The sequence below is a fragment of the Shimia sp. Alg240-R146 genome (assembly GCF_947331465.1).
Lineage (GTDB): Bacteria > Pseudomonadota > Alphaproteobacteria > Rhodobacterales > Rhodobacteraceae > Shimia.
Genome location: NZ_CAMZOK010000003.1, coordinates 1 through 22,023, shown reverse-complemented (window position 1 = coordinate 22,023; position 22,023 = coordinate 1). Strand labels below are relative to the sequence as shown.

21 protein-coding genes are annotated in these 22,023 nt (G+C 56.3%); 15 read left to right on the top strand and 6 right to left on the bottom strand.

Annotated features, from left to right (window positions below; translation table 11 throughout):
• The first annotated feature begins 1 nt into the window (after position 1).
• Together PG871_RS15730 and PG871_RS15725 are read left to right on the top strand one after the other, a co-directional pair.
• Positions 2–778 carry an SDR family NAD(P)-dependent oxidoreductase gene (locus PG871_RS15730; protein ID WP_270732709.1) on the top strand — a complete coding sequence of 259 codons (777 nt, stop codon included), beginning with the start codon at positions 2–4 and terminating at the stop codon, positions 776–778.
• 72 nt (positions 779–850) lie between these two features.
• On the top strand, positions 851–1,270 hold the full coding sequence (locus tag PG871_RS15725) for a PaaI family thioesterase (protein WP_270730968.1): 420 nt from the start codon (positions 851–853) through the stop codon (positions 1,268–1,270).
• Here the strand turns inward: PG871_RS15725 and PG871_RS15720 are convergent.
• Entirely contained in the window at positions 1,267–2,670 is a 1,404-nt protein-coding gene (locus tag PG871_RS15720) for an aminotransferase class V-fold PLP-dependent enzyme (RefSeq protein WP_270730966.1), read from the bottom strand. The two genes, PG871_RS15725 and PG871_RS15720, sit on opposite strands and share 4 nt — an antisense overlap.
• A gap of 132 nt (positions 2,671–2,802) precedes the next feature.
• Here PG871_RS15720 and PG871_RS15715 point away from each other — a divergent pair, with 132 nt between their 5' ends.
• The 6 genes from PG871_RS15715 to arsJ all read left to right on the top strand — a co-directional run bounded on the left by PG871_RS15715 (position 2,803) and on the right by arsJ (position 7,709).
• On the top strand, positions 2,803–3,282 hold the full coding sequence (locus tag PG871_RS15715) for an Lrp/AsnC family transcriptional regulator (RefSeq protein ID WP_270732705.1): 480 nt from the start codon (positions 2,803–2,805) through the stop codon (positions 3,280–3,282).
• A gap of 87 nt (positions 3,283–3,369) precedes the next feature.
• On the top strand, positions 3,370–3,696 hold the full coding sequence (locus PG871_RS15710; RefSeq protein WP_270730965.1) for an ArsR/SmtB family transcription factor: 327 nt from the start codon (positions 3,370–3,372) through the stop codon (positions 3,694–3,696).
• Between the two features lie 20 nt (positions 3,697–3,716).
• Positions 3,717–4,265, top strand: coding sequence for an arsenate reductase ArsC (locus PG871_RS15705; RefSeq protein WP_270730963.1), 549 nt, complete (start codon positions 3,717–3,719; stop codon positions 4,263–4,265).
• Positions 4,258–5,316, top strand: a complete 1,059-nt coding sequence (gene arsB, locus PG871_RS15700; protein ID WP_270730959.1) for an ACR3 family arsenite efflux transporter — start codon at positions 4,258–4,260, stop codon at positions 5,314–5,316. The genes PG871_RS15705 and arsB overlap by 8 nt, the downstream gene beginning before the upstream one ends.
• 13 nt (positions 5,317–5,329) lie before the next feature.
• Positions 5,330–6,340: an ArsJ-associated glyceraldehyde-3-phosphate dehydrogenase gene (locus tag PG871_RS15695; RefSeq protein WP_270730958.1), complete on the top strand. Its 1,011-nt coding sequence runs from the start codon at positions 5,330–5,332 to the stop codon at positions 6,338–6,340.
• 100 nt (positions 6,341–6,440) lie between these two features.
• Positions 6,441–7,709 (top strand): organoarsenical effux MFS transporter ArsJ, encoded by a 1,269-nt coding sequence (arsJ, locus tag PG871_RS15690; RefSeq protein WP_270730956.1) that lies wholly within the window; start codon positions 6,441–6,443, stop codon positions 7,707–7,709.
• 5 nt (positions 7,710–7,714) lie between these two features.
• On the opposite strand, the gene PG871_RS15685 is transcribed toward arsJ, so the two are convergent.
• From PG871_RS15685 to PG871_RS15675, 3 genes are all read right to left on the bottom strand, one after another.
• Entirely contained in the window at positions 7,715–9,373 is a 1,659-nt protein-coding gene (locus PG871_RS15685; protein ID WP_270730954.1) for an adenylate/guanylate cyclase domain-containing protein, read from the bottom strand.
• 121 nt (positions 9,374–9,494) lie between these two features.
• A complete protein-coding gene (locus PG871_RS15680; RefSeq protein WP_270730953.1) occupies positions 9,495–10,502 on the bottom strand; it encodes a hypothetical protein in 1,008 nt (335 codons plus the stop codon).
• A gap of 96 nt (positions 10,503–10,598) precedes the next feature.
• On the bottom strand, positions 10,599–10,868 hold the full coding sequence (locus tag PG871_RS15675) for a hypothetical protein (RefSeq protein WP_270730952.1): 270 nt from the start codon (positions 10,866–10,868) through the stop codon (positions 10,599–10,601).
• Positions 10,869–11,045: 177 nt separating this feature from the next.
• Between PG871_RS15675 and lepA the strand changes: the two genes are divergently transcribed.
• The gene (gene lepA, locus PG871_RS15670) at positions 11,046–12,860 is read left to right on the top strand and encodes a translation elongation factor 4 (RefSeq protein ID WP_270730950.1); all 1,815 of its coding nucleotides are present in this window, start codon (positions 11,046–11,048) and stop codon (positions 12,858–12,860) included.
• 322 nt (positions 12,861–13,182) lie between these two features.
• Here lepA and PG871_RS15665 read toward each other — a convergent pair whose 3' ends face one another.
• Positions 13,183–13,683: a deoxycytidylate deaminase gene (locus tag PG871_RS15665; RefSeq protein WP_270730949.1), complete on the bottom strand. Its 501-nt coding sequence runs from the start codon at positions 13,681–13,683 to the stop codon at positions 13,183–13,185.
• Here PG871_RS15665 and PG871_RS15660 point away from each other — a divergent pair.
• The 5 genes from PG871_RS15660 (at position 13,682) to PG871_RS15640 (ending at position 18,023) form a co-directional block, all read left to right on the top strand.
• A complete protein-coding gene (locus PG871_RS15660; protein WP_270730947.1) occupies positions 13,682–14,332 on the top strand; it encodes a dCTP deaminase domain-containing protein in 651 nt (216 codons plus the stop codon). The two genes, PG871_RS15665 and PG871_RS15660, sit on opposite strands and share 2 nt — an antisense overlap.
• 844 nt (positions 14,333–15,176) lie before the next feature.
• Entirely contained in the window at positions 15,177–15,569 is a 393-nt protein-coding gene (locus tag PG871_RS15655) for a rhodanese-like domain-containing protein (RefSeq protein ID WP_270730946.1), read from the top strand.
• A 193-nt stretch (positions 15,570–15,762) separates the two neighbouring features.
• Positions 15,763–16,026, top strand: coding sequence for a phosphopantetheine-binding protein (locus PG871_RS15650; protein WP_054002916.1), 264 nt, complete (start codon positions 15,763–15,765; stop codon positions 16,024–16,026).
• A gap of 1 nt (position 16,027) precedes the next feature.
• A complete protein-coding gene (locus tag PG871_RS15645; RefSeq protein WP_270730944.1) occupies positions 16,028–17,236 on the top strand; it encodes a beta-ketoacyl-[acyl-carrier-protein] synthase family protein in 1,209 nt (402 codons plus the stop codon).
• A complete protein-coding gene (locus tag PG871_RS15640) occupies positions 17,229–18,023 on the top strand; it encodes a MaoC family dehydratase (RefSeq protein WP_270730942.1) in 795 nt (264 codons plus the stop codon). The genes PG871_RS15645 and PG871_RS15640 overlap by 8 nt, the downstream gene beginning before the upstream one ends.
• 18 nt (positions 18,024–18,041) lie before the next feature.
• Here PG871_RS15640 and PG871_RS15635 read toward each other — a convergent pair whose 3' ends face one another.
• Positions 18,042–18,422, bottom strand: coding sequence for a DUF3307 domain-containing protein (locus PG871_RS15635; RefSeq protein WP_270730941.1), 381 nt, complete (start codon positions 18,420–18,422; stop codon positions 18,042–18,044).
• 236 nt (positions 18,423–18,658) lie between these two features.
• Between PG871_RS15635 and PG871_RS15630 the strand changes: the two genes are divergently transcribed.
• Positions 18,659–21,697 (top strand): cyclic nucleotide-binding domain-containing protein, encoded by a 3,039-nt coding sequence (locus tag PG871_RS15630; protein ID WP_270730940.1) that lies wholly within the window; start codon positions 18,659–18,661, stop codon positions 21,695–21,697.
• Positions 21,698–22,023 lie beyond the last annotated feature (326 nt).

The window sequence follows — 22,023 nt, the reverse complement described above, 5'->3', positions numbered from 1 at the left end:
AATGTATCAAGACAAAGTGGTGATGATCACCGGAGCCGCAAGTGGCTTTGGCGCAATGGCGGCCCAGAAATTTGCCGACCAAGGTGCAAAACTTGGCCTGTCGGACGTGAACGGTGAAAAGCTCGGTGAAGTTGCCGATGCCCTGCGGGCGCAAGGCTTTGAGGTTGTCGCCGATGTGGTCAACGTTGCAGACGAGGCGCAGGTCAAAGCGCATGTCGACAATATCGCGGCCGCTTTTGGCACCATTCACGTAGGTATCAATAACGCGGGCATTGGCCACGACGTGCGCCCGATGCACTATCTGACCACCGAAGATTTCGATCTGATGATGGATGTGAACGCCAAAGGGGTGTTTCTCTGTATGAAATATCAGATCCCGCTTATGCAGGCCCATGGCGAAGGTGCGATCCTGAACACGGCTTCTGCCGCCGGATTGATGGGAGCAGGGCACCTGTCGCTTTATGCGGCTGCCAAGCACGCCGTGGTTGGCCTGACCAAAGCTGTCGCAGACGAGAACGCCAAACGCGGCATCCGTATCAACGCACTTTGCCCGTCCTTCTCGGCCACACCGATGGTCGAAGGCATGGCGGACATCGTCGGCGAACGCTCGGGCCTATCGCGCGAGGATGCTTATACCCACATCGCCAGCCGCGTGCCGATGGGCCGTGTATCCAAACCCGAAGAGGTCGTTCAGGCGATGTTGTGGATCAACGCGCCGGAAAACAGCTTTATGACCGGTCAGGCGATTGCCATCGACGGCGGCCTCAGCGCAGTCTGAACGCACAACCGCGCGTCTGCATATGTGGGCGCGCGACCCGGCTGACGCCATAGTTCCGAATCGGAGTGCCATATGACCCACGCCCCGCTTGATCCCGCGCTTGATGAGGCGCCTTACGAGTTGCAAAAGCACCTCGGCTTCAAACTGACCCATTGGGACACGGATTACGCGCGGCTGGAACTGCCATTGGCGCCGCATTTGATGAACCGCGCTGGCATTCCGCACGGCGGCATCTATGCGACGCTTTTGGACACAGTCATGGGGTTTGGCGGATGCTTTACCGGCGATCCCAACCACAAGAAGTTGGCGCTCACCTTGTCGCTGACCACCAACTTCCTCAGCCGCCCCAAGGGGCAAGGGTTGATTGCCGAAGGGTGGCGCACAGGCGGCGGCAAGCGCACCTTCTTTGCCGAAGGCACCATTACAGATGAGACCGGTGAAGTGATCGCACGTGGCAGTGGCGCCTTCCGCTATCGTGACACCCGTCTTTAGGCAGCAGCTGATCCCAGCCGATCCCAGTTTTGTGCCAGATCAGCCACGGAGTTCAGGACGAAATCTACAGTGTCCTCATCCATCAGAACGCTGAGATTCAGCCGCACAAATCCCGGCTTTTTCGACCCATCGCCCAACACGATATTGTCCCGAATGCGACGACTGTCGGTATCTGCAATCGCCAACAGGTGGTGCACATAAGGACCCGCACAAGAACAGCCGCCGCGCGCTTGAATGCCGTAGCGATCCGACAGCGCGGTGGTGAACGCATTGTGGTCAATGCGCTGGCCGGTGCTGTCCACTGGCACAAATGATAGGATCGGTAACCTCTCGTGGCGGTCCGCCGCCAAAAGGCGGACGTGGGCATGGTCTTTCCATGCGGAAAACGCTTTCGCCGTCAGCTCTGCGTTGCGTGCGTTCATAAACTCTTGCCCGATCACGTCTTTTACAATCAACGCAAGCGCGGCGCGGATATCGCCAATCACATTGGGTGTTCCACCCTCTTCGCGCTGTTCCAGCGAGGCGACATAGTCGTGCTGATGCGCGTTCACAAACGCCACAGTGCCGCCGCCAGGGCGGTAGGGCACATTGGCTTGTACCGTGTCGCGGCGCAGGATCAGTACGCCACTTGCGCCGGGCCCGCCGACGAATTTGTGCGGAGAAAACACCAACGCGTCGATGTTTACCTGTGTCTCGGGCGACATTTGCATCTTAAGGTAAGGTCCGCCACCTGCGTAGTCCCACACAACTTTTGCTCCGGCCGCTTTTGCAATCCGCGTCACATCAGCAACGTCTGTGATGACGCCTGTGACATTTGCGGCTGCGCTCATCGAGACAAACACGCGACCACGTTCTGTGTATTTGTCGAGTTCTGATTGCAAGGCATCAAGGTCAGGGCCCGCTTCGACGCCCTCGGGGATTTCCACCACCAATGCGCCACTTTCGCGCCATGGCAACAGATTGGAATGATGTTCATAGGGGCCGACCAGAACGGTATCTCCGGGGCGGACATTCCAAAGATGCACCAACTGGTTCAGACCGGTAGTGGCGCCGCTTCCTGAAAAGATCACAGCGTGATCGTCCCGATTGGCACCACACAGCCGTGCCACAGTCTCCCGTGCCGCCTCGCGCATGGTCGTCATTTTAGCACCGCAGAATGAGGCTTTGGTGTGGGTGTTGGCATAAAACGGCAACACCTCTTCCATCACGAAGTCCTCCACTTGGCGAAGGGCCCGTCCGGACGCAACATAATCGGCATAAATCAACCGCTGCGAGCCAAACGGACCCTCCATCTGGATATTCGAGCCAATCACCCCCCGGCACAGAGCGTCATGAGCTGAAGGCGTCGCAGCCCTCAGCGTTGCTGCAAATTTGTCAAATGCATCGATCTGTTTTGGCATCGTTCTATCCAGTGTTTTTGGTCGCCAAGCGCGACCGTTCCTAAGTGGTGAGGCAAAGATAGGCGCTGTTTGGCAAAGAAACTTCACCCATTTGATATGGAATCTTCCAAAATTTTGTGTCACATGATCGAAATGAATGAAAAATTTGACAGTATTGATCGACGCATTCTGGATTTCCTGCAACGGGACGCCTCGTTGTCTCAGCGTGCTCTGGGGGAACAGGTCGGCCTGTCGCAGAATGCGCTTTGGCGGCGGCTAAAGCGGTTGGAAGACAGTGGTGTCTTGCAAGGCAGTCATATGCAGGTTGATGCAGCGAAGCTTGGGCTGGATTTGACGGTGTTTGTTATGGTGCGCACACGTAACCATTCGATGGACTGGGCCGAAGGGTTTCGCAAACACGTTGCGCTGATCCCTCAGGTCATTGAAATGCACCGCATTGGCGGCGATTGGGACTATATGCTCAAAATTGTAACCACAGGCATGTCCGGCTACGACGCGGTCTATCAACGCCTTACCACGGGGTATGAATTGGACACCGTGACCGGTTATTTCGCCATGGAAACCATGCTTGAGGGGCGTCCGCTGGATGTTTTTGACGGCGTCGCGCGCTAAATCCTTTTCGATATTGTCATGAAACTTTCACCGCGAAGCGCGAAAAGGCTCTTGCGGTTCTCTCTATTTATCCATAATTCGTGAAGTATGGATAAGACAGATGCCCTTTCCGCTTTTGCAGCGCTTAGTCAGGAAACCCGACTGGATGTGTTCCGCCTTTTGATCGAGGCGGGAGATACAGGTCTTGTCGCCGGAGAGATCGCTGAAACACTCGACGTGAAACAGAACACGTTGTCGGCCAATCTTTCGGTGCTGTTGCATGCGAAGCTGGTCAAAAACCAACGCGAAGGACGGGCGATCCGCTATTTCGCGAATACCTCAGGGCTGCAGGGCCTGCTGGGATATTTGTTGGAAGACTGTTGTGGCGGCCGACCGGACCTGTGCCGACCGCTGATCGAAAACTTGACGTGCTAAGTCTGTAAGGAGCCAAGGCAATGGCAGGCAAAATCTACAATGTATTGTTTCTCTGTACCGGAAATTCGGCGCGCTCACTGATGGCCGAGGCCATAATGCAGCGCGAAGGGAACGGGCGTTTTAAAGCGTTTTCAGCGGGCTCAAAGCCGCGCAGCGAACCGCACCCCTATACGCTTGAACTTTTAAGTGGTCTTAACCACGACACGTCTTTTGCGAGATCTAAGGGCTGGGAAGATTTCGCCGCGCCAGATGCGCCTCAGATGGATTTCGTGTTTACGGTTTGTGACCAAACCGCTGCCGAAGAATGCCCCGCATGGCCGGGACAACCGATGTCGGCGCATTGGGGGCTGCCGGATCCGGCGAGTTTTGAGGGCACAGACGCCGAAAAACGGGTCGCTTTTTCGGAAACATATCGCATGCTGCGCAACCGAATTTCGATTTTTGCAAACCTTCCGGTTGATGGACTTGACCGCATCGCCCTCAAAAAAGACCTTGATAAAATCGGACGCGACAATGGCGAGGATCTTCTAGCCGCCATTCGCCTTCAGATGGGGAAAGCCAATGACTGATCACGCGGCTCAAGCAGAGGCGGGTCTTGGTACATTTGAACGGTTGCTGTCGCTTTGGGTGGCCATTGCCATCGGTGCGGGGTTGTTGCTCGGAAGTGTATTTCCTGGTGTTTTTGCGTGGTTGGCCGGCTTTGAAATGGCGTCGGTCAACTTGCCGGTCGCCATTCTGATCTGGGCGATGGTTTATCCGATGATGATTGGCATCGACTTTGGTGCGCTGTCTGATGTTGGCCGCAAGCCCAAGGGTTTGGTGATCACGGTCGTGGTGAATTGGCTGATCAAACCTTTCAGCATGGCCGCTTTGGGTGTGCTGTTCTTTGAGTATATCTTTGCGCCCTGGATCGACCCTCAGACTGCCAGCGAATACCTCGCCGGTGTGATCTTGTTGGGGGCTGCGCCCTGTACGGCGATGGTGTTTGTCTGGTCCAACTTGGTTCGGGGCGATGCGAACTACACATTGGTGCAGGTCAGCGTAAATGACATCATCATGGTTTTTGCTTTCGCGCCGATTGTCGCGTTTTTATTGGGTGTGACCGACATCACGGTGCCTTGGGAAACGCTGATCCTGTCGGTGGTTTTGTATATCTTGCTGCCGTTGGTGGCTGGCTACATCACCCGCAAACGCTTGATGGGGCAGGGCGGGGAAGCCGCGGTTGACGCCTTCCGCAACACTCTGCGACCTGCTTCAGTGGGTGGACTGTTGCTAACCGTGGTGCTGCTCTTTGGATTTCAAGCGCAGGTGATCCTGTCGCAACCGCTCAATATTGTGCTGATCGCGGTTCCGTTAATGATCCAGACCTATGGTATCTTCTTCATTGCCTATGGTGCCGCAAAACTGTGGAAAGTTCCGTTTGAGGTCGCCGCGCCCTGTGCTTTGATCGGGACGTCGAACTTCTTTGAACTTGCCGTTGCAGTGGCGATCTCGCTCTTTGGATTGGGCTCGGGTGCTGCGCTGGCCACTGTTGTGGGTGTTCTGGTCGAAGTGCCAGTGATGCTCAGTCTTGTCGCATTTGCCAACCGCACGCGCGGCTGGTTCCCCACACAAACCTAAAGGACCGCACCTTATGACCAAAATCGCAATCAACGGCCTTGGCCGTATGGGTAAATTGGTAATGCGCAGCTTCTTTGATCTTGGCATTGATGCCGAAATCGTATTGCTGAACGATCCGGTGGGTGACGCCGAACTGCATGCGCATCTGCTGGAATTTGACACCGTGCATGGCCGTTGGCGGGCCGATTTCGCGTTTGATGCCGACAGCATCACCATCGACGGGCATAAAATGCGTAAAACCGCCGCGTGGAAGCTCGAAGACTTGCCGCTTGCGGAATTGGGCGTGGAGATAGTGGTGGACTGCACCGGCGCGTTCAAATCCAACGCCAAGCTGCAGCCCTATTTTGACGCTGGCGTGAAAAAGGTCGTGGTCTCTGCACCCGTCAAGGAAGACGATGTCGCCAATATTGTCATGGGTGTGAACGACGCCATTTATGACGCCGCGACCCACAAGGTTGTGACCGCCGCGTCTTGTACCACCAACTGCATCGCGCCGGTGGTCAAAGTGATGCGCGAGAAGCTTGGCATTGAGCAGGCCAGCTTTACCACAATCCACGATGTGACCAACACACAGGTGATTGTCGACAAAGCCCACAAAGACCCGCGCCGCGCGCGGTCAGCGTTGAACTCTCTGATCCCGACCACCACCGGTTCGGCCAAAGCCATCATCCAGATTTTCCCCGATATGGAAGGCAAAATCGACGGCACCGCTGTGCGCGTGCCGCTTCTTAATGCGTCCCTGACGGACATCGTGTTTGACGTCGGCCGCGAAACCACCGTGGAGGAGGTTAACGGCTTCTTTGCCGAGGCCGCCGCTGGCGAATTGGACGGAATTCTGGGTTATGAAACCCGTCCGTTGGTCAGTTGCGATTTCACCAACGACGACCGCTCGACCATTGTGGACGCGCTGTCGACCCGTGTGGTGAACGGCAAACACGTCAAAATCTATGCGTGGTATGACAACGAGTGGGGTTATGCTTTCCGCTTGGCCGACGTGACCCGAATGGTGCTCGCCAGCCTCTGAGTTTTGTGGCCCGTGCCCCAGGCACGGGCCGCGCCCGACCTCCCCAATGGGAGGGCGCTTCGCTTCCTCCCGAGGTCGGACGCGCCCCTGAGTGAATTTGATGACCGACACACAGATCAACACGCCCGATCCAAAGCCCGACGGCCTTGCTGCATACGTCACTGTCACTGCCGCCTACTGGGCCTTCATGCTCACCGACGGCGCGCTCCGGATGCTGGTTCTGTTGCATTTCAACGGTCTGGGCTTCTCGCCCATTCAGCTGGCCTATCTGTTTCTGCTGTATGAGGTCATGGGCATCGTCACCAACCTGTCGGCGGGTTGGATCGCCGCGCGTTTCGGACTGACCTCAACGCTTTATGCGGGGCTCACGATCCAAATCCTCGCGCTGATCGCGTTGGCACAGCTTGATCCCGCGTGGGGCATCACTGCCTCGGTGATTTTTGTGATGTGCGTGCAGGGCGCGTCGGGCGTCGCCAAAGATCTGTCAAAAATGTCGTCCAAATCAGCGGTCAAACTGCTCGCCCCCAAAGAAGACGGCGGCCTGTTTCGCTGGGTGGCGCTGCTGACGGGGTCCAAAAACGCCGTCAAAGGCTGCGGCTTTTTCCTCGGCGCAGCGCTCTTGGCGATCTGGGGCTTTCAAGCCTCGGTCTGGGGCATGGCGATCATCCTTGTGGTGATCCTTGTCGGCGTCGTGATCTTTATGCCCTCTGGCCTGCCGCAAGGGTCCAAAAAGGCCAAATTCTCGCAGGTCTTCTCCAAGGACAAAAACGTCAACCGCCTGAGCCTTGCCCGCATGTTCCTGTTTGGCGCGCGCGATGTCTGGTTTGTGGTCGGCATCCCCGTGTATTTCAACGCAGTCCTGTCAGATGGCACCGCCGAGGGTCGCCGTGAGGCTTTCTTTATCATCGGCATCTTTATGGCGGTCTGGATCATCTTTTACGGCGCGGTCCAAGGCAACGCCCCGCGCATTCTCAAAGCGGCCAGCGCCACTACGGACGAAATCACCGCCAAAGCCATCAACTGGGTCGGGTATCTGACGCTGGTGCCTTTGGTTCTGACCGGTGCCGTTCTGATGTTGGACACGTCGCTGACGCTTACATCCATCCTGATCATTGGCCTGTTGGTGTTCGGCTTTATCTTTGCGGTAAATTCAGCCGTGCACAGCTATCTGATCCTCGCGTTCACCTCTGATGAACGTGTGACCATGGATGTGGGCTTTTATTACATGTCCAACGCTGCCGGTCGGCTCATTGGCACGTTGTTGTCAGGGGTAAGCTACCAGATCGGCGGTTTGTCATTGTGTCTTTTCACGGCCTCGGTCATGGCCGCCCTGAGTTGGCTAGCTGCACGGCGTATACAAAAAGACTGACTGGATCAAACCGGCTCTGCTTCGGGGTGCAAAGCTGCGTTGAGCCATTCCAGATCATCTGGCAAGGCCAGTCGATTGATCGACACAGACGGCACTTTGGGCAAGCTTGCCGCCGCTTTTCGCGCCGCATCCAAACCGGCCAAGTCTTGCGCCTTTTCACAGGCAAGCGCCTTCAACAATTGTAATCCACGATCTGTCGGACGCAGGTCTGCTGCCTGACACGCTTCGTCATGAGCCTTGTCAAATTGTCCGGCGCCAAGGAACACCCGCGCATTGAAACACAGGCGATTGACGCGGAACGGATCTGCGCTGCCCATTTCCTCATAGACCGACAAAGCGTCGGCAGCGGCCTCATAATTTCCCTCAAGAAACGCTTTCTGGGCGATCAGATCGACAACGCCGATGAAATTCGGATTGATCTCGCGGGACCGGGCGATATCAGACGCTGTGCCTGCCAGATCGCGCTGCACCTTGAGCCGATAGGCCCCGCGCGCCCAGAACACAAAGTCACTTGTTGGACATTCCTCGACAGCCAGGTCGAGTTCGGCCGCCATCTCAGCCAGCGCTTGCGGATCTCCTTCAGCGAATTTCACGGACCACAGGTTCAGCTGGCTTTGGGCCCGCATCGCCAGTGACATGCCGTCACCTGGGCTCAGCAGGACTGCACGGTCCAACGCCTCAAATCCCTCTTCCCAGCTTGCGATCGACTGTTTGAAAAACTTCGAGGCGGCACGGGCGCGCAACTCCGACACGCTCAGCTGGTTGATGCTCAGATGCGCCATCCTGTCGCCGTCCCGTGAAATCGTCTGAATGCGCACGTCGCCTTCCATCCGGGGCATAAGCGTGTCGACAAAGGCAAAGGGATCGGTCGGGTCGCCTTCATAGGTGCCGGTCCACAGGGTGCTCATGTCTTCTCGCAGGATAAGCGACAGGGAGAACCGCGCCCGCGCGCCGGACACCCGCAACCTGCCGCGGATCAGATAGATCGGGGGCGTGGTTTCAAGGCTGTCCGCATCTACGGTGGTCACACCGGTGCGTTTGAAAGACAGATGCACCAACCCGTCATGTAGATCCTGCGCGATCGCGGCGATCTCTGGTGTATCCGGTGCGGCGGCAAAACTCTCAAACCCAACGGACGGCAAATCGCCCGCATTTGGCGCTGTGGTCAAGTTGGCCGGCCGCCATTGATACAGGCGAATGGGTTTGGCGATGTTTTTGAGGTTGAACACCCCGACATCATTCAGCTCTTTTTGACGAGACTCAGACAGTTGGCGGAACAGGTCTTCGGAGAACATGGCACCGCCCGGAGGCGCTTCGGTCTCAATGCGCTGGGCAATATTGACGCCGTTGCCATAAAAATCCGCTTCATCCTCGACGATCTCGCCAATGTGACAGCCGATGCGCAGCTTGATGACCTCATGTTCTGCAAGGCTGCTTTGTACTTCCTCGGCGCAATCCAGCGCGGCCTCAACACCGGGAAAGGACAGAATCCACCCGTCGCCCATACGTTTGAGCACCTCACCACCATGGGTCGCGGCAACCGGTTCCAGATGTTTTTTGCGCAACTCCTGCACGCTGGCCACTGCCAACGCCTCATTCTCGCCCATGAGGGCGGAATAGCCAACAAGATCGGCGCACATCAATGTCGTCAAACGCCGCCGCATATTGCTGGTCCTCACCAAACCTTGGATCGGCAATTTTGCCGTGTCCCTCTTGTCCTGCCCAGAATCTCGGTGCGCAAGACGCCCGCTTCAAGAGGCGGGCGGAAATATTGTCAGCGCACCGCTACCCGTAAAGCTTGTTCCACTTAGCGAAATCTTCCAGCACTGCAAATGCACAAAGCACCGCTTTGGCCAAGGCTTCCGCTGTCTTGTAGACCCCGGCAGCCACCCACTCAAGCACTGCCAAGGTGACCTGCGCCAGCGCCTTAAGGACTTTGCGCCAGTTGCTAAAGATGAATTTGACCACAAGCTTGAGGATCTCCCAGCCCTTTTTGACAAGAAACTTGAGCATGTTGAACAAAGCACCGGCAAACTCGACCGACGCGGCGGCAATGGCCTTGGCCTTTTGCGACTTGCCCCGTGCCGTGCCGGTCTCTGGATCTGCGTCATTGGCAGCGGATTTGGCCATCGCGGCTTGATAGATGGTGTAGGCGTTCTCAAAGTATGCGAACTGCCGTTTGGCCGATGTCAGCCAATCGCGCCATTTGTCCAGTTTATGGGTGATTTGATCCGCCCATTTGTTGCCCAGTGTGACAGGCACATCGAGCAAGGCAAACACCAGCGACATCACATCCAACGCCAGCTTGACCAAAAGCACCACTTTGCCAAAGTTCTTGTCCTGTCCAAGCGCCAACGGCATTTGAACCCGCACCTCGCCTTCGACCCAAAGCTCCATTGTGTTGTTGGTTTCAATCAGTTCGAGAACGTCGGAAAGACCTGCGTTGTCTGCATCCAGCCGCGTAACAATGTCTTCGACACGGGGCAGGGCGCGCTGTGCGGCTGCGACTTCCTCAAACAATGCCGCGCGGTCCAACGGCGCTTCGATCGACGCTTGATAGGCGCCAAACTCTTCTTCGAGAAATGCGCCGGAAACAAAGGCGCTTCGCACAGCGTTGATGGCGGCTTCTCGATCCGCGCCGGTGTCGATCAGGTCTAGGAACGGAAAATCCGGCTCCCGAAGAGGTTCCGGTTCGGCGCCAGAAAACAACGCCCGCAAAGTGTCCTCGGAAAAATACTCGGGGTCGAAAGATACGCCAGACAACTCAGGCGCATTTGATGCAATAAGAGCCATGTCAAAATCTCAAATAAGAAAACAATGACTGTTCTTATCACAGATCCGGACAACGACCAAAAACCGCGTTGCCTTAAGTCGCGCACCGTGGACTGCTCAGTCCTTTGAGTTGACGTCCAGAGTGCCGGCCAAAGGTTGGACCACAATCGACACCACCTGTGGCATGCCATCAACCGCCTCATCTGCACGCAGGTGTTCCGCAGGCGGCAAGACCATCAGCCCCAAAACCACCAGAGCAGCAAAAAGCCCGAGGTTTCGCACCACTTCGCGTCCAATTTTGACAAGGTAGCCCTCAGGCACCTCTGTGGATTTGCGAAAATCCAAACCCTTGCGCTGCACAGCAAGCGCCTTTCCCCATAGTGCCATGTGACCCTCCCCAGCGGTCATGGCCCCCACCAAAACAGATTCGGCCACAGATTCATGAATTATTTGTTCATAAACTGCGGCGCAGGGCCTCTGCGTGTATGCAATGCCTATCAATTCATCGCTTACCCACCTTAACGCGCCTTGACCGCATGGGCTTTTGTGCGCATATCCCGATCCATGACCGATCTGTCCAAAATCCGCAATTTCTCCATCGTGGCTCACATTGACCACGGCAAATCCACCCTTGCTGACCGGCTCATCCAAGAGACCGGCACGGTGAAGGACCGCGATATGAAGGAACAGCTGCTCGACAGCATGGACATCGAGCGCGAGCGTGGCATCACGATCAAGGCCAACACGGTGCGCATCGACTACAAGGCGGACGATGGTGAGACTTATATTCTCAACCTCATCGACACCCCCGGTCACGTCGATTTCGCCTACGAAGTCTCCCGCTCAATGCGTGCGGTCGAAGGCTCGCTTCTGGTGGTCGACAGCTCCCAAGGCGTCGAGGCGCAAACGCTCGCCAACGTGTATCACGCGATGGAAGCCGACCACGAGATCGTGCCCGTCCTGAACAAGATCGACCTGCCAGCCTCTGACTGTGACCGCGTCGCCGAACAGATTGAAGATGTTATTGGGATTGAGGCCACCGGCGCCATTCAGGTCTCCGCCAAAACCGGTCAAGGTATCCACGAAACGCTGGAATCCATCGTCCACGACCTGCCAGCCCCCACAGGCACGTTGGATGCGCCGCTCAAGGCGATGCTGGTGGACAGCTGGTATGACGCTTATCTCGGTGTGATCGTTCTTGTGCGGATCATGGATGGCACCCTGAAAAAGGGCCAGCGCGTCAAATTCATGTCCAATGGCACGTTGCATTCTGTGGACCGCGTTGGCGTTTTCCGCCCCGAAATGCAAATGGTCGACAGCTTGGGCCCGGGCGAAATCGGCTTCCTGACCGCCTCGATCAAACAGGTCCGCGACACCCGCGTCGGTGACACCATCACCAATGACCGCAACGGCACCGAAGATGCACTCGACGGCTTTAAGCCCGCGCAGCCTGTGGTGTTCTGTGGCCTCTTCCCTGTGGACTCCGCCGAATTCGAAGATCTGCGCGACGCCATCGACAAACTGGCGCTCAACGACGCATCTTTCAGCTTTGAGATGGAAACCTCCGCCGCGCTTGGCTTTGGCTTCCGCTGCGGCTTCTTGGGCTTGTTGCACCTCGAAGTCATCCGCGACCGGATCGAGCGTGAATACAATATCGAGCTGATCACCACCGCGCCGTCGGTGATCTATCACGTCTATATGAAGGGCAAGGACAACGAGGTCGGCGAGAAAATCGACCTGCACAACCCTGCCGACATGCCCGACATGTCCAAAGTCGACCACATCGAAGAGCCGCGCATCAAAGCGACCATTCTGGTGCCCGACGACTACCTCGGCGATGTGCTGAAACTCTGCCAGGACCGCCGCGGCATCCAGCTTGATCTGACCTATGCCGGCTCGCGCGCGATGTGCGTCTATGACCTGCCGCTGAACGAGGTGGTGTTTGACTTCTACGACCGTCTGAAATCGGTGACCAAGGGCTACGCGTCCTTTGATTACCAGATGGAAGACTACCGAGAAGACAACCTTGTGAAGATGTCGGTGCTGGTGAATGACGAACCTGTGGATGCGCTGTCGATGATGGTGCACCGCGACCGGGCTGAGCAGCGTGGCCGCGCGATGTGTGAAAAGCTCAAGACGCTGATCCCGCGCCACATGTTCAAAATCCCGATCCAGGCGGCGATTGGCGGCAAGGTGATTGCCCGCGAAACGCTTTCGGCCCTGCGCAAAGACGTGACCGCGAAATGCTACGGCGGCGACGCCACGCGGAAGCGGAAGCTGTTGGACAAGCAGAAGGCCGGTAAGAAGAAGATGCGCCAGTTTGGCCGCGTGGATATCCCGCAGGAAGCGTTTATTTCCGCACTCAAAATGGACGACTAGTCCATTTTCGAGTGTGAGCGGGCGAAAGCTTTTTGGCAAAGCCAAAACGCGTGCCCGCCCCGGAATTTAAGGCGCACAACGCTCGCCCCAAAAAACCAAAGGGCCGCTCCTACGAGCGGCCTTTCTCTTTTCCCAAACCCATCCGCATCGCCACACCGATAGGATCGCGCCCGACCCCGAGGGCGGCTCTCCGTTTGGCGCTACCCTGTCCGAAAATCCACAGTGTTGCGATATGTGCGGCGTTGCAAAATCGCGCAAATGCGCAAACTATGGGTTTGAGTTCAACAAAACGAAATCGATGTATCAAAGACGACCGAAAATTCTACTCGTATAACCTCAGATGTACCTTCGCTTCTTGAAACATCTCAATTGAAGTCGCCATGCTCTGCGCAAACCGGATTTCGTTCTTTGGGATGCCGCGAGTGACAAGTGTCGAAATCCCGCTTTGAATAATACCTCGAGCGCAGTCGGAACAAGGGAATAGACTTGCGTACATAGTAGCACCGTCGAGAGTAACTCCGTTTCGCACGGCGTTATAGATCGCATTTCTCTCAGCGTGCTCAATCCAATGGTACTTTTTTCCCTCTTCTCGGCTTAAGCGGCTCTCGTCCAAATGAGAAATACCTCTAGGCAGCCCATTGTAGCCGGTGCTTAGGATAGTGTGGGCGCTGCCAACAATAACCGCTCCAACTTTGCGTGAAGGATCTTCGCTCCAACTTGCCAACAGCTCGCAAAGTTCAAGGAAGCGATTGTCCCACTTGATCTGCTTATCGCTGTGGTTAGTATCGCCTGACACAACTAATGGTTTAAGAGGGGGGCTCATGCTGATTGTCCGCGAAAAAATTACAGAACTTGGGCTTGTGGCACCGAAAGATCAGATCAAGCTGAAGAACTCAACCTTGGACTTAACAGTTGGGCAAATCTTTCCTATGGGCGAGGACCGCGAGGCAGGTGCAAGGGGACTAAATCAGTTTATACTTCAGCCCAGTCACATGGTGACTGTTTTGTCGAGCCAGAGGTTGACCTTGCCCAGCGATGTTACTGGTCTCGCCACGCTGGTCACGTCGCTTACGCAAGAGGGGATTCTGTGTTTGAACACAGGCATTGTCGATCCTGGGTATGACGGGCATTTGAGCGCGACTCTCGTCAATTTCAGCGCGATTCCGAGAAGGATAAGCCTTGATGACCGTTTGTTTCGGGTGATTTTCCTGCCGCATCGTGAACTCCGAGGAGAAGAGTTTGAGCCATTTCGTAGTCTGAAGCAAGACTACGCGAGTAGGATTGACAACCAAGCAAATCAGGAGTTTTCGGAGACATTTCTTAACGTAAAGGGAATTCTAAAGATTGCTCGTGGGCAAGCTTGGAGGGTTGTTTGGGCCTCAATGTTGACCAACTGGATGCCGATATTTGCTTTATTGGCTGGGTTGGCTGGCGCACTTTTTGGCGGGTTGGCGTACTTTGGGTCTGGGTAACTACTTTGGAACGATCAAGCCTTTCGATTTTGTTGTACTAATTGTCTGTGGAAGGTTTTGCTTTCGCGTGGCCTGAAAGCTAGCTCTCAAGCCACAAAAAACTTCCATCCTCCCACAACTCCCCCTCCCAAAATCCTTTTCCCGACCCATCCCCACTCGCCCCACATCTTATCCACAGGCTTGCCCACTCACCTGCCCACAGCCTCAAGCAAAAATCCCTTGCCCGACTCAGCCCTCCTGACCCAACGTTAAGCCAACGCAAGGGGTCGTGAGACACAGTCAACTGGCTCCAAGCGGGACGCGAAGGTCTTTCGAGGTCGGAGCGGCGCCGGGATAGGTTACACCGAACTGGCGACGTGTTGAGGACATCGGAACGCTGGCCGAAACGTCGCGAAGAGATTGGGGGCGCCCTTTGGGCAAACCACATCAACCCGAGGCGGGAAGGCAGCGCATAAAACCAGCGCGGTAGGCCGGTGAGGCGGGGCAACCCGAACCATCGGTAGGGGGGAGCAAGTTTTGGGACGAGATCCGGGCGCGGGGGCAACCTTTGGGCTGGGGTGGATGTCACAGGATTTGTATCCCGCAGCAACGGCAGATGAGATGGCCCCTCTCGAGGATCGCCCGGTTTGCCTGAGCAGCGAATGGAAATGCCATCGAGGGGACCTGTCTGGGGAAACCTGCTTGGGAAAGCTCGGCGGTGTGAACATTCCACGAAGGCGTCAGGTCCGCGGACTTGGAGGGGCTTCCTCTCCTTAATGTCCGAGCCCCTGACGCCTTCTCTGCGTTTGACTTGCAAAAAGTGGCATGTGTCCTAGGCTATCACCAACCACCATAGGAGAGAGCCATGTCCATCACCGCCGCCGACCTTCTGCAAGCCGCCCATGCGGTTGTTCCGAAAATCTCCGCAGCTGATGCGCAGGCCAAGATGGCCCAAGGCGCGCTGTTGCTGGATGTGCGCGATGCGCCCGAGCTTCAGGCCAATGGCCGCGCCGAGGGCAGCCATCACATCCCGCGCGGCATGCTGGAATTTCGGGCAGATGCCGCAACGCCGTTTCATGATCCCGAACTGCGCAAGGACCGCCCCGTGATCCTGCATTGCGCCTCTGGCGGGCGCGCCGCGCTGGCCGGAAAGCTGCTCAGGGATATGGGCTTTGCTGAGGTCCACAATTTGGGTGGGTTTCAAGACTGGGTAGACGGCGGCGGGCCGGTGATCGAGCCGGTCGATCAAGGCATGTGAGGCCTTTTTTACGGCTGCACAAAAAACCGACGCAATACCGACGCATTACCCACGCAATGCAGACAAGGGTTTTTGGCGGCATGTGCCGCCAAGTTCCGTCTGGAAACTTTTGCATTTGCCACTTAGAGTCACGCTAAGTCCGGCCGATTGTTGGTGCGGAATTTTAAAGATTGAACTTGCCGGAAGGACACTCATGAGCACGGATCGCGAGACGCTGACCAAAGAATTGATGGAAATGGTCGCGCAGGAAGGCATGGTAGATCTGTCTGAAATTACACCGGAAAAGCGGCTTGAGGATCTGGACATCCAGTCCGCCGATTTTGTCATGATCCTGATGGCGATCGAAGAGAAATGGGGCGCCTATATCTCGGTAGACAATGAGTTGACGGATGTGGAAACCGTCGGCGATCTGCTTAACCTTGCGATCTCCAAGATCGAAGAACATCAGGCGGCCTGATATGCACCGAGTCGTCGTCACCGGCATGGGCGCGGTCTCCGCCTGCGGCCTCGGCGCGCAAGCGCTGATCGAAGCCACGCAAGCCGGAAATTCCGGTGTGAAATCAATATCTTTTGATGATTTGGATGTGCAGCGTGTCAACACCGCAGCGCGTTTGTCGGACGCGGATTTGGCCTCTGTGGAAGCGCAATGCGCCAATCGCATGCGCGATCCGGTGGCCAATTATGCTTTGATGGCGGCCCGCGAAGCGGTTGCGCACGCGGGATTGGAGGCCGAGCATTTTGGCGATGCTTGTGGCGTGTCAATCGGGTCAGGTTTTGGCGGGGCGCAAACGCTGAACCGCAATTACATGAAGTTTTCCGTCGAAGGCAGTATGCGGCTGGACCCTATGTCCGTACCGAAGATCATGAACAACGCGGCAGCAAGCTGGGTATCCATGGAGTTTGGCGCGACCGGCCCGGCGCTGTGTCTTGCTACGGCCTGTTCGTCGGCAAGCCAATCCATAGGGATGGCATGGCAGATGGTGGCGTTGGGGCAAGTTGACCGGTGCCTTGCCGGCGGGTCGGAAGCCTGTCTGGAAAGCGGCGTCTTTCGGGTGTGGGAATTGCTGCGCGTGATGACCGCTGACGCCAACCGCCCATTTAGCAAAGACCGCAACGGAATGACGCTTGGCGAAGGTTCCGGCATTTTGGTGCTGGAAACGCTAGAAAGTGCAACAGCACGCGGCGCGCCGATTATTTGCGAGCTTGTCGGCTATGGTACAAACTCGGACGCTAAGGACCTTTTGCGTCCAAACGCGGACCGGGCTGTTGCCTGCATGCGCCAAGCGCTTAAGGCCGCAGGCCTTGCACCTTCCGACATTGGATATGTGAATGCGCATGGCACGGGCACGGTGGCCAATGACGTCAACGAAATCACCGCTTTGCGGGAGGTGTTTGGCAACGCGTTTGATACGGTCAAAATCTCGTCGACGAAGCCGGTGCATGGGCATGCGTTGGGCGCGGCTGGGGCGTTAGAGCTGATTACGGCGATTGGTGCGCTGCAGGCCCAGTTGGCACCACCGACGATCAACTTCAATGAGGTTGACCCCAAGATCAACCTTGATCCCGTGGCCAACACAAAGCAGCCCATTCAAACGCAAGCGGTGATGTCCAACTCTTTGGCGTTTGGCGGGATAAACGCGACGCTGATTGCCAAGGCATATGGCTGATACATCTTCCTTTCGGTCTTTGGGCGCGCTTCCTGATTTATCCGTCGACGCTGTTCGGAACTTGTCCACGTTGGTGTCCGATCTGTTGAATGGGCACCCAACTGAATTGTCGCTTATGACGCCCGCGTTGATGTTGGGCGCTCCAGACATGAAAGCTGTGCGCGACGCGATGCTGCCGCCACCCGATAAATCCGTGGTGCACGAAACTCAGAGGTTTTGGCGCGCGGCGAGTGCGACGCACAGTGGACCTTCTGAGGTCTCTATTTCGCAAGACACCTCAGAGGAGACGGCGAAGTTCACGTTTCGACTGACATTGGGCAATGAACTGAGTTCCGAGATGGAAACCCGTTTGCGGTTTGTATCCGTGGATCAGATGAGCCAGCTCAAGGGCGCGAAGTTTGCGGCGCGAATGGCAACCGATGATGCGATCGTAGAGACGACCCTACCTTTGAGTGCGACGGCCGTGGGGGCCTATGTCGCTTTGGCGCATGATGCCAATCCAATCCATGTTGACGTTCTGGCTGCCAAAGCCGCGGGATTGGTCGGGCCCGTCGTTCCTGGCATGTTGCTTTGCGCTTTAATTGAGGCAGCCTATCAAAAGGCCGCGGGCATTCAGGACGCTGCAGAAATGAAAACACGGTTTATGGCGCCAGTGCCCGTTGATGAGGCGACACGTCTTGTCCTTGTGCCGCGCGGGCCAGCGGGCGCATGGCAGCAAGCCCGTGTTTTCTGTGTGACTGAGGGCAATATGATTGCTGCGATTTCGGATATTCGCGGTGTTGCCTAGTTCGGGCGTTGCCTGAACCTAAGCGCCAATCAAAACCCAAACGATCGCCAGATAGGTCAACTGATGCAGAGCTTGGTCTGTGCCCATGGCGTACCAGTAAAGCGGTTGATCCGGTTGCAGGTTCCGATTCACTGAGTAGCGGGCTTTGGCCCAGTCGATGTGGAAATGCACGATGAATTCGCCGACCACCACAGCAATAAGGACGGCAGGCGGGGTGCCAAACATGGCAAGGACACCAAGGGTGCCCACGACGTGAATGCCCGCGTGCTGCGCGCGGCCCATATGCCAATACTGCTCGCGCCCCATGATCATCGTTCTGGTTTGCAAAAAGAAATCCGCAATCAGATGTTTGATCTGCAGCGCCGCAATCAGCAGCAACACCATATAAAGGTCGTCCATCGACCGCGCCCCATGCTAGTCCTCGTGTTCCGAGACTAACGTCAGACCTGCGACTCCGCAAATCCGGCGTTTGTCCGGTGTCGCAGCGTCGCAAGAAACCGTTTGAAATGTCAAAGCTTTCGTTGCTAGCATCCTTCTGAACGGGCGGGAGGGCCGCGTGTCGGCTCCCAGCGGGGGAACAAGTTATCGAACGCACACTATTTTCCTTTATTTGGAAGTACTCAAAACGCGACCAGATGGTTCTGTTGGCGCTGACGGCGTGCTTGTTTCCGTTGCAGTTCCTAACGCTCGAGCTGCCCAAGCGGATCATCAACGATGCGATCGACGCCGGCCAAAGTGTCATCGACGTTTTTGACTACGAGATGAACCAGGAGGCCTTTCTGGTTCTGCTGAGCGTCGGCTTTCTTTTGGCCGTGCTGGCGCATGGCCTGATGAAGATGCGCATCAACACCATGAAGGGTGTGTTGTCGGAACGGATGCTACGCCGGTTCCGCTATACACTGATTGGCCGGATAACGCGTTTCCCGCAGCCATACCTGCGGCGCACGTCGCAGGGTGAATTGGTTTCAATGATCACGGCCGAAGCCGAGCCTATGGGCGGTATGATGGGGGATGCGGTTAGTTTGCCGGTTATGCAGGCCGGTCAGATGATCACCATTCTGGCGTTTTTGTTTATGCAAAACCTGTGGTTCGGCTTGGCGGCTGTTGCACTTATTCCTTTGCAAGCGTGGGTGATCCCCAAGCTTCAACGTCAGATCAACCTACACAATAAAGATCGCATCAAAGAGGTGCGTATGCTGGCGGCCGAAATCGGTGAGACATCCGCCGGTGCGCCGGAGATGCGGGTCAATGGTGGATGGCGGTATCGGATGTCGGTGATTACCCGTCGGCTTGGCACCTTGTTTCTGATCCGATTGACGATTTATCGCAAAAAATTCTTCATGAAGTTTCTCAACAACTTCATCACGCAGCTCACGCCGTTCTTCTTTTACTTGGTGGGCGGTATTCTTGTGATCCGCGGGCAAGTGTCACTCGGCGCTTTGGTTGCTGCGCTTGCGGCTTACAAAGATCTGTCGTCTCCGTGGAAAGAGCTGCTCAACTATTACAATCGCATTGCCGATTTGTCGGTGCGTTGGGATTTGATCGTCGATCGGTTCAGCCCGCCGGGCATCGTTGATGCAGACTTGCTTGATGGAGAGCCGGAAGACATTCCGCGTCTGGCGGGTGACATCGTGATGAAAGATGTCTTTGTGCGCGATCACGACGGCGACACGGTGTTGGAAGACATAACAGTGACCTTGCCGAAAGGCGCAATGGTTGCCGTCAAATCTCAAGACGCAGAAGAACGGCGGGCGGTGGCCGAATTGTTTACCCGCGAAATCGTGCCTGTCAGCGGCAGTATTGATGTGGGTGGATTTGATTTGAACGAGTTGCACCAGAGAGTTGTGGCAACGCGCGTCGGGTATGCAGACCCATCGCCCTACGTGTTTGAAGGCACCTTTGGCCAAAACCTTTTGATGCCCCTCAAGCGCAAACCGATTGCTGATCAACCTGATCCTCTTGGTGACGCTGAAGCAAAGAAACGGGCATATGAATCCGAGAGAACCGGCAACAGTTTGGACAAGATCTATTCCGACTGGGTGGATCCGTCGCTGGCAGGCTTGCAGGACGAAGACGAAGTGCATGCGTTTTGGCTGGAATTGATGGACGCCACCGGGGCGGGCAATGCCCTGTTCCGTCGCGGTCTGGATCAACCGTTTGAAGAGAAAGATCACGCCGACCTTGCGCACGCGTTGATCGAGTTGCGGCCGCAAATACGGGACGCATTGAAAGACGCCGGTCTGGACAAGGCGTACTACCGGTTTGACCCAGAGCTCTATAACCCTGCATTACCCGTGGCCGCGAACTTGTTTTTTGCAACACCGCGTCGTTCGATGGAGGATGTGGAAGAGGCGGGATTGGGTGACTTTCTGGATTTGTTGCACGAGTTGGATATCGAAGACGGTATTCTGCGCATGTCCCGCGAAGTGATCGAAATGCTGAACCAGACCTTTGGTGTTGACGGGACCGACCACCCGTTGTTCCAGCAATTGGGACTGAACCCTGATGTGTTCACCCGCAAAGTTGGGTTGGTCAGCAAAAGCCGTGAAGTTGGCCTGGCCAACATGGAGCGTGAAGAACTGGTGCAAATGCTTGAGTTGCCATTTGAGGTGTCGGCTGAACGCATAGGACCGGGTTTTACCGAAGAGCTTAAACGCAGCATTATCGCGCTGCGTCGCAATGAAGCCGAAAAGCTGGCCGAATGGCTGGTGGTCTACTTCGCCCCCTTGGATGAGCAGAAGTTCGCGCCGGGCCTCACGGTTCTGGAAAATGCGATCTATGGCAAGCTTTCGGCGTCTGCCGGGGCGCGGGGAGAGCAGATCCGGGATGTCGTCGCACAAAAGCTGGCCGAGGCCGGTATGAAGCAGGAGGTTGCCGAGCTGATCTATGCTGTGCCGTCCGGTATCGGCGGGGCAGGGCTGCCCACATCCTTCAATGAGCCACTTTCCATCAGTCGCGCCGCTATTAAGAAGCCTGATGTGTTGATTTTGAACGGATGCCTGACATCGTTTGAACATGACCAGCGCGCGGAAGTGGTGTCAAACCTGCGGGACTTGTTGCCGGACACAACGGTTCTTTATCTCGAAGAAGACTTTGAGGACAGGGATGCGTTCGACATTGTACTGGAGTTGGAGCACGGGCGGCTCAAGGACAGTGGCAGTGTGGTTGTCGCAGAAACAGACAACGCAGCGAGTGCAGACCTGCGTCGCAAGATGCGGGCGCTGGTGTCCGCAGATATGTTCGCCAACCTGTCGCGCCGCCAATTGCGGCTGTTGGCCTTTGGCGCGCAGTGGCATCGCGCCGAAGAGGGAGAGTACATCTTCCGTTTGGGCGATACCGCGGGGGACGGCGCATATCTGATCCTCGAAGGTGAAGCTGGGCTGGGGTACGACACGCCTGATGGGGAGAGCCATCTGGTGGCGGTGGCCGGGCCGGGGACATTGGTTGGCGAACTGGCGCTGTTGCGCAAAGAGAAGCGTGCGTTGGACATGTATGCCAAAACGGAGCTGGAAACCCTCAGATTGGGCGAAAGCGAATTTATGGCTGTCGTAGAAAACGATGCCTCCACGGCCTTCCGAATTCTACAGGCCGTTGCAGGCTATGTGGGTGCTCCCAAGCAAAACGGGTCGACAGACACCGAAAGCGAGTCGGATTCGACTGGCGAGTCGTCCTGATCGGGCAAATTGGTGCCATTCCAAGCTGCGCGGAAGGCTGATTTCACCCGAGTCGGCGAAAAATTCAAAGAAATGTGGGGCGACTCGCGGGAAAATAGGCGCGTGACTCGGCTGTTTTTGACGCTGGCGGCCTGATTCATACTCGAAGAGCTGCACAAACCCTCAAGATCAGCCCTCCAAACAGCACCATTGAGAACAAAAAACAGGCAAAAACCTCATATAAAACAGGGGTTCTGCATGTTTTTTGAAAAAACTTCAAAAAAGCGCTTGCGGGTATCGTGAACTAACCGTAGAACCCCCCTCACCGGCGGCGCTGAGGCGCACAA